Here is a 6954-nt window from a genome sequence, read left to right as displayed (position 1 = left end):
GTACCGGGGGCGGCCCCGCCGGCGGCGGACACGCGAACGTCCGTCGTGCCGGGCGGCGGTGCCGCAACCGGTGCCGGGCCCGCAACCGGCGCCCCGGACGCACCCGCGGCGCCGCTGTAATTGAGGCGCCGTTCCATCTGGTCAAGCCGGGCGGCCATGCCCCGGGCCGCGGCATCGGTGCCGGGCAGCAGCAACCGGGCGCCGAGCAACTCAAGGTGCAGGCGGGGCGAGGTGGCCCCCGTCATGTCATTGAATGCGGTGTTCGTGACGTCGGCGGCACGGGAGAGCTCGGCGGCGCCCAGCTGCGCGGCCTGCGTCTGCATGCGGGCAATGAGCTCATCCGGGGTGCCGCGCAAAATGGCGTGTGCGCTCTCCGGCATGGCCTGGACAATGATGAGGTCGCGGAAGCGCTCCAGCAGGTCCTCGACGAAGCGGCGGGGATCGTGGCCGGTCTGGATAACGCGGTCCACGGATTTGAACACCGTGGCGGAATCGGCGGCGGCCAGCGCCTCGACCACGTCATCGAGCAGGGAGGCATGCGTGTAGCCGAGCAGGTCCACGGCGAGCTCATAGTCCAGTCCGGCCGTCCCGGCACCGGCCATGAGCTGGTCCAGCACGGAGAGCGAATCGCGGACGGATCCGCCGCCGGCCCGGATCACCAGGGACAGCACGCCCGGGGCCACCGGCACGTTTTCCATGGCGCACAGCTGCGCCAAATAGGCCATGAGCGGCTCCGGCGGCACCAGCCGGAAGGGGTAGTGGTGCGTGCGCGAGCGGATGGTGCCAATGACCTTGTCCGGCTCCGTCGTGGCAAAGATGAACTTGATGTGCTCGGGCGGCTCTTCAACAATCTTTAGCAGCGCATTGAAGCCGGCGGAGGTGACCATGTGGGCTTCGTCGATGATGAAGATCTTGTAGCGGTCCCGAATGGGGGCAAAGGTGGCCCGTTCGCGCAGGTCGCGGGCGTCGTCAACACCGCCGTGGCTGGCGGCGTCGATCTCAATGACGTCCAGGGAGCCGGTGCCGCCGCGGGACAGCTCGACACAGCTGTCGCACACCCCGCAGGGGTGCGCGGTGGGGCCGGCGGCGCAGTTCAGGCAGCGGGCCAGGATGCGGGCCGAGGTGGTCTTCCCGCAACCGCGGGGACCGGAAAAGAGGTAGGCGTGGTTGACGCGGTCCTTTTCCAGCGCAGCCATCAGCGGGACGGTGACATGGTCCTGGCCGATCACGTCCGCGAACGAATCGGGACGGTACCGACGATAAAGGGCTGTTGGTGCGCTCACAGATAAAACCCTATCTAATCCGCCTGACAAAATGCCGGTCGATGCCGCAGATTGGGCAAATCTGGGGAAAAGTAAAGACCCCCCATGCACCCGCCAGAGCCCGCTTACCCTTGCTACCTTCCGGTCCTGGGGGAGTTCACAGGGTGACGCCACATGAGGGGCCGGAAGCCAGCATACCCGACGGGCCGGGGGAGGGACCAATCCAACGCCGCGCAGGCGTATCAATTTGCCGGTGGCGGTGGTACCTTCGCCACAGAGGGCACTCATGATCGTGCGCAACGATGCCCCGGGCGACTCCGCCCCGTGGTTGCCCGTGGCACGTAAGGAGCTGATGACCGTGTTGAGTTACGGATTCTTTCAATGGCTGTTTTGGGCGCTGGCCTTCGCGTGCGGAATTGCCGCACTGCTGCGCATAGAGGCGTTTTCGACCACCACCAGCCAACGCACGCACCACCATCCGGATCAACAGTTCCTGCTGTGGATCCTGACGGCGGGCTTTGCCGTGTCGGGGTTTGTCACGGCCGCCCTGGCCATGCGCGCCGGACATTAGTGCCATTTCGCGCTCGGGCCGCAATCCGGCATGCCCGCATCGTGTCCGGACATGACCTCGCAAGAAATATTCCGTGCTGAATGTCACATCGGCGTGACAATGTTGTAAAGTGGTGTTTGTACACGTGAAGCAGCGGGAGCACTGCGAATGTGTGCACGCAACGGTCGTTTTAGGTGACGTTGCTGGCAAGACGGTCTGCCTTCCGATGGACCGCAGGGGGAAATGAGGGTAGCGGGGCTTGAACGGGGCCCTCCTACCCTCATTTTCTGTGCCGCGCCGCCGGTGCGTTGGCCGCCGCGAATGCTCGATTCGTGACTTCGGGAATCGTCAGGTACTCTTGAACCTGCCGTGTTTTGCACGGCAGCTGGAGGATTCGCCTAGCGGCCTATGGCGCACGCCTGGAACGCGTGTTGGGTTAACGCCCTCGGGGGTTCAAATCCCCCATCCTCCGCCACGAATTAGGGAAGTTCCGGTCAACGTTTTCGTTGCCGGGGCTTCCTTTCTTTTAAGGGCCCGCGCTTTTAATGGCCCGGGCGTCAGGCCCCACTATCGCGGCGCGGGCGTCCGCGGTGAGATCATCAGGGAATGGAACAGATCGACTTCGCCGCCCCCGAATTCCCCTCGACGCCCTTCTTGTGTGTGGACGCCGGGATCATGGACCGCAACCTCTCGGCCATGGCACAGCGGGCCGCGGCGGTCGGCGTCGCGCTTCGCCCGCACGCCAAGACGCACAAGGTTCCACAGATTGCCCGCCGCCAGCTCGAACTCGGCGCCGTCGGACTGACCGTGGCGACCCTGGGGGAGGCGGAGGTCTTCGCCGACGCCGGCTGCACGGACTTGTTCCTGGCCTACCCGCTCTGGGTGACGGCCGCCCGGGCGGCCCGCATCACGGCCCTGGCCGAGCGGTCCCGGCTGCGCATTGGGATTGATTCCCCTGAGGGCGCCCATGAGCTGGGGCGGGCCCTGGCCGGAAGCACCGTGGCGGTGATGGTGGAGGTGGACAGCGGCCACCACCGCAGCGGCTGCCGTCCGGAGGACGCCGGTGCCGTGGCGTGGGCGGCCCGCGAGAACGGCCTGGCGGTGGCCGGGGTCTTCACCTTCCCCGGCCACGGTTACGGCCCGGGGAATCGGGCCCCCGCCGCGGCCCAGGAAGCAGCGGCGCTGTCCGCGGCGTCCGCGTCCCTGGCCGCCGTCGGCGTGCACGGCGGAATTGTCAGCGGCGGCTCCACGCCAACCGCGGCCAGCGCCGATGCAACCGTGCTCAATGAGATCCGGCCGGGCGTCTATGTGTTCAACGATGCCCAGCAGGTGGAACTGGGCACGTGCGGCTGGGACGCGGTGGCGCTGTGCGCCGTCGCCACCGTGGTCAGCAGCTCGGGACGGAACGTCATCCTGGATGCCGGCAGCAAGGTCCTCGGCGCGGACCAGCCGCCGTGGGCCACCGGCGGCGGCAGGATTCTGGGCATCCCGGAGGCGCGCATCATCGCCCTGTCCGAGCACCATGCCACCGTTGCCTTCCCCGACGGCACGGCACTGCCCCGGCGCGGGGACACCCTGCAGGCGGTGCCCAACCACGTGTGCGCCGCCGTCAACCTGGCCGATGAACTCGTCGTCATCCGGGACGGGGCCATGATCGATGCGTGGGCTGTCGCGGCCCGCGGCCGTAACAATTAGCCGGGCCGACTAGACTCTCAGGGTGACTACTCAGACCTTGCATGCCATTCCCGTGACCCTCAACGACGGGACCGAAACCACCCTAGGCGCCTTGGCCGGCCAAGCCGTACTGGTGGTGAACGTCGCCTCCAAATGCGGCTTCACGAAGCAGTACGACGCCCTCGAGGCTTTATACCAGAAGTACCGGGATCGCGGCCTTGCGGTCCTGGGCATGCCCTGCAACCAGTTCGGCGGCCAGGAGCCCGGAACGGCCGAGGAAATCGCCGACTTTTGCCGCAAGAACTTCGGCGTGAGCTTCCCGCTGGCGGCCAAGACCGACGTCAACGGCGCCGACGCCCACCCCCTCTATGCCGCCCTGACCAACAACGGCGCGGAGCCCATCACCTGGAACTTTGAGAAATTCCTGCTTGACCGCGACGGCGTGGTGCTGGCCCGCTTTGCCCCCGCGGTGACGCCGGACGCCCCGGAGCTGATCGGCGCCGTCGAGGCCGCGCTGGCCTAGATGTATTGGCCACGGCGAACATCTCGCCGTGGGTTAGCCCGTCACGGAGTCCAGCCAGGCCTGCAGGAAGGCGGCGCCGGCGTCGTCGTGGATGATCTCCGCCCCCAGGCCCAGGTCCGCGGCGGTGAGGACGGTGTATGGTTTCACGGGCACGCCGTCGGCCGGGCGTACGTCCACGTGCTTGACCGGGTGGTCCTGGTGGTGCAGCCAATCGGCCATCGCATAGTCGGTGCGTGAATCGCCCACGGTCCGCCAGGCCTGGGGCACAATGCCCTGCGCGGCCAGCAGCTCCACGGCCCGGCTGGCGCCGAGGTCCTTGCCGAGCCGGACGGACTCGATGTCGCTGGAGATGATGGACGGGTCAATCCGGTAGTCGATGCTGCCCGACCCGGCCGGGGCCCGATGCTCGAGCCGGATGGTCCCCAGCCCGCGGGCGGTCATCAGGGCCAGCGCATCGGCGTCGAACAGGTCCTGCCGGGCCAGGTAGTCCGCGTTGGCGACGCTGACCAGCTGTTCCACGGACACCATGGCCCGCTTGGTCTCGTCAAAGAACATATGGTCCGCATAGGAGTCGGCCACCAGCGCGCGGATGTCATCCCCCAGGGCGGCCGGAACGGCCAGCTCCCGGTCGACGTGGACCGGGCCGGCGCCGTCGGCGGTGAAACTGAACCACACGGCGCCCTTTTCGCAGACGGCATGCACCACGGCGGCCGCGGGCAGGCCGGCCGCAATCATGGGCGCCATGACCTGTTCGGCAATGAACGCATCGGAACGGCCCGTGTTGAACACCACCGGGATGCCCTCGCCGATCAGGGCGATCAGGCTGGCGATGATCCCGGCGGAAACCGTGCGGGTCACGGGGCTGGCGATGGGCCCGTCCACGTCAAGCAAAAGCGCCAGCGGCGGTGTCAAAGGGGTCATACCCCCATGATCCCAGTCTTCTGCGCCACCGGCCCTTTGGGACGACATTGCGACAGCGGGCGCCCGAGTGGTCGGCGAAATCGTCCGCTCCACAAGCATCCCGTACCAGTCATTGCTTTGGGACGGCAATATTTTCGCCCGGGCCTTCTCGACCAGGCAGTTGTCGTCCGCTCCAGCCCATCTGGAACCGTTCCGACGGCACCGGGCATGGAACGGTAACCATTTGGCAACACACGCGGCGGCGCGCCTGCGTGGCGGTTCACATGTCCGCGCGTTGTCCATAGTCTGAAGGTGTGATCTTTAAAGCAGTCGGCAACGGACGTCCCTACCCTGACCATGGCTACGTCACGCCCAAGGACTGGGCGTCGGTTCCGCCGCGCCAGGTCCGGCTGGCGCAATTGGTCACCACGAAGGCGCAGCTGGATCTGGAGGCGCTGTTGGCCGAGGACTCCACGTTTTTTGGCGACCTGTTCCCGCATGTGGTCCAGTGGCGCGGGACGCTCTATTTGGAGGACGGGCTGCACCGGGCCGTGCGCACCGCCCTCCATCAACGCACCATCCTGCACGCCCGGGTGCTGGTGATTGATGACTGAGGGTCAGGAGGACGACGTCCTCCTGACCCTCAGGCAACAACGCCAGGCCGCGCGGGAAGCCAGGCGGCAGGCGAAGGACGACGCCTACGAGGAGCGCCTGGCGCGCAAGCGCTCCAAGGACGTCCAGTTCTTCCACGGCCATCACGTGGTGGACACCCGCGGGCTCAACCAGGCGTTCCCGGAACCGGAATCCCCGGAATTCAGCCCGGCCAGCGTCCGCCGCCGCGTTGTCCACGCCGTCACCTTGGTGCTGCTGGTCGCGGTGGTGGTGGCCGGGGTCATCCTGGCCGGCATGGTCCAGCGCGGCGAGCTGGAACTGAAAATCGGCTTTGCCCGGCCCACCACGCCGGCCGTCACCTGCCCCGCGGAAAAGCTCGACTACCCGGCGAACAAGGCCATCACAGTCAATGTCTTCAACGGCGGAAGCACCGAGGGCATGGCCGGGAAGGTGGCGGCCGAGCTGAAGAAGCGCGGCTACAAGGTGGGCACGGTGGCCAATGCAAAGGTCGAGTACACGACCGGCGCCGTCGTGGTGTCCGGGCCGGGCGGCCACGCTGCCGCGTTCAACCTCCAGCGCAACGTGCTGCACCCGGAATACGTCCAGGACGATCGCACGGGCCCGTCCGTGGACGTGATCCTCACGGGCGAGTACGCCGGCCTGGTCGCGGCGCCGAAGGTGGACCAAACACCTGGGGTGCTGTCCTGCCCGCGACTGAGCCCGTCGCCGTCGGGGCCCCCAGCGTCGGGGCCCCCCGCGTCGGGCCGGGCAAGCCAAACCGCCACGAAATAGCGCTTCAGCGCACCGTGACGGGGCGGCCGTCCGGACCAAACGCGGCACCCACGCCGGCCTGAATGAACCGCACGGCCGCGGCCACCCGGTCCTCGTCGGCGGAATCCCCGTTCTTCCGCGAGGCGCTGGCCGTCAGCGAGCCGTGGATGAGCTGGACCAGGTCCTCCACGTTGGACTCCGGCAGGTACCGCTGCGCCATGCCGTCCCGCAAAATGTCCTGCAACAGCTGGTTCAGCTCGCCCACATGCACGGCCAGCTTGGCGAAGGAGCCACTGGAGAGCACCGAGCGCATCGCCGGACCGGGCGGCAGGTGGCGGCGGGTCAGGTCCTCCAATTGCGCGCGCACATACAGCGCGAGCCGGTCCACCGGGTTCTCCAGGCTCTCCAGCTGGGCCTTCAGCTCGGTGACAAAACGCCCGGTTTCATCCAGCGCGTACGCCACCAGCAGCTGTTCCAGGTCGGCAAAGTAGTTGTACACGGCGGTGCGTCCCACTCCGGCCGTGCGGGCGACGTCGGTCATGGTCAGTCCGGGCAGGCCGTGGCTGAACAGGAGTTCGCCGAAGGCATTGAGGATCTTGCGCTGCGTCTGCTCGCGCTGCGCCGCATTGGTCGGGGCGGCTATTCGAGGCATAGCCACATTT

Annotated in this window: 8 protein-coding genes, 1 tRNA gene and 1 other RNA gene; 6 read left to right on the top strand and 4 right to left on the bottom strand. The window is 67.5% G+C overall.

The genetic code is table 11. The annotated features are described in order from the left end of the window. Together AB4Y80_RS10730 and ffs are read right to left on the bottom strand one after the other, a co-directional pair. Positions 1–1283 (bottom strand): DNA polymerase III subunit gamma and tau (locus tag AB4Y80_RS10730; protein WP_442214109.1); only part of this gene is annotated, 1283 nt, incomplete at its 3' end. Between the two features lie 70 nt (positions 1284–1353). Then, an RNA gene (gene ffs, locus AB4Y80_RS10725) (signal recognition particle sRNA small type) lies at positions 1354–1449 on the bottom strand. Positions 1450–1548: 99 nt separating this feature from the next. Between ffs and AB4Y80_RS10720 the strand changes: the two genes are divergently transcribed. The 4 genes from AB4Y80_RS10720 to AB4Y80_RS10705 all read left to right on the top strand — a co-directional run bounded on the left by AB4Y80_RS10720 (position 1549) and on the right by AB4Y80_RS10705 (position 4009). Beyond that, positions 1549–1833, top strand: coding sequence for a hypothetical protein (locus AB4Y80_RS10720; RefSeq protein WP_442214107.1), 285 nt, complete (start codon positions 1549–1551; stop codon positions 1831–1833). A gap of 366 nt (positions 1834–2199) precedes the next feature. After that, a tRNA-Ser gene (locus AB4Y80_RS10715) sits at positions 2200–2287 on the top strand. Between the two features lie 131 nt (positions 2288–2418). Further along, positions 2419–3507 carry an alanine racemase gene (locus tag AB4Y80_RS10710; RefSeq protein ID WP_442214106.1) on the top strand — a complete coding sequence of 363 codons (1089 nt, stop codon included), beginning with the start codon at positions 2419–2421 and terminating at the stop codon, positions 3505–3507. 22 nt (positions 3508–3529) lie between these two features. After that, positions 3530–4009 carry a glutathione peroxidase gene (locus AB4Y80_RS10705; protein WP_442214105.1) on the top strand — a complete coding sequence of 160 codons (480 nt, stop codon included), beginning with the start codon at positions 3530–3532 and terminating at the stop codon, positions 4007–4009. A gap of 33 nt (positions 4010–4042) precedes the next feature. On the opposite strand, the gene AB4Y80_RS10700 is transcribed toward AB4Y80_RS10705, so the two are convergent. Beyond that, positions 4043–4930 (bottom strand): hypothetical protein, encoded by an 888-nt coding sequence (locus AB4Y80_RS10700; protein WP_442214104.1) that lies wholly within the window; start codon positions 4928–4930, stop codon positions 4043–4045. A gap of 293 nt (positions 4931–5223) precedes the next feature. Between AB4Y80_RS10700 and AB4Y80_RS10695 the strand changes: the two genes are divergently transcribed. Next, on the top strand, positions 5224–5523 hold the full coding sequence (locus tag AB4Y80_RS10695; protein WP_442214103.1) for a type II toxin-antitoxin system VapB family antitoxin: 300 nt from the start codon (positions 5224–5226) through the stop codon (positions 5521–5523). Continuing rightward, positions 5516–6313 carry a LytR C-terminal domain-containing protein gene (locus tag AB4Y80_RS10690; RefSeq protein WP_442214102.1) on the top strand — a complete coding sequence of 266 codons (798 nt, stop codon included), beginning with the start codon at positions 5516–5518 and terminating at the stop codon, positions 6311–6313. Before AB4Y80_RS10695 ends, AB4Y80_RS10690 begins: the two co-directional genes overlap by 8 nt. Positions 6314–6317: 4 nt before the next feature. Here AB4Y80_RS10690 and AB4Y80_RS10685 read toward each other — a convergent pair whose 3' ends face one another. After that, positions 6318–6944, bottom strand: a complete 627-nt coding sequence (locus tag AB4Y80_RS10685) for a TetR/AcrR family transcriptional regulator (protein ID WP_442214101.1) — start codon at positions 6942–6944, stop codon at positions 6318–6320. Positions 6945–6954: the final 10 nt, after the last annotated feature.

The organism is Specibacter sp. RAF43 (assembly GCF_052114065.1).
In the GTDB taxonomy this organism is placed as follows: domain Bacteria; phylum Actinomycetota; class Actinomycetes; order Actinomycetales; family Micrococcaceae; genus Specibacter.
Note: the sequence above shows the minus strand (reverse complement) of the source record. Positions and strands in the feature narration are given on the sequence as shown.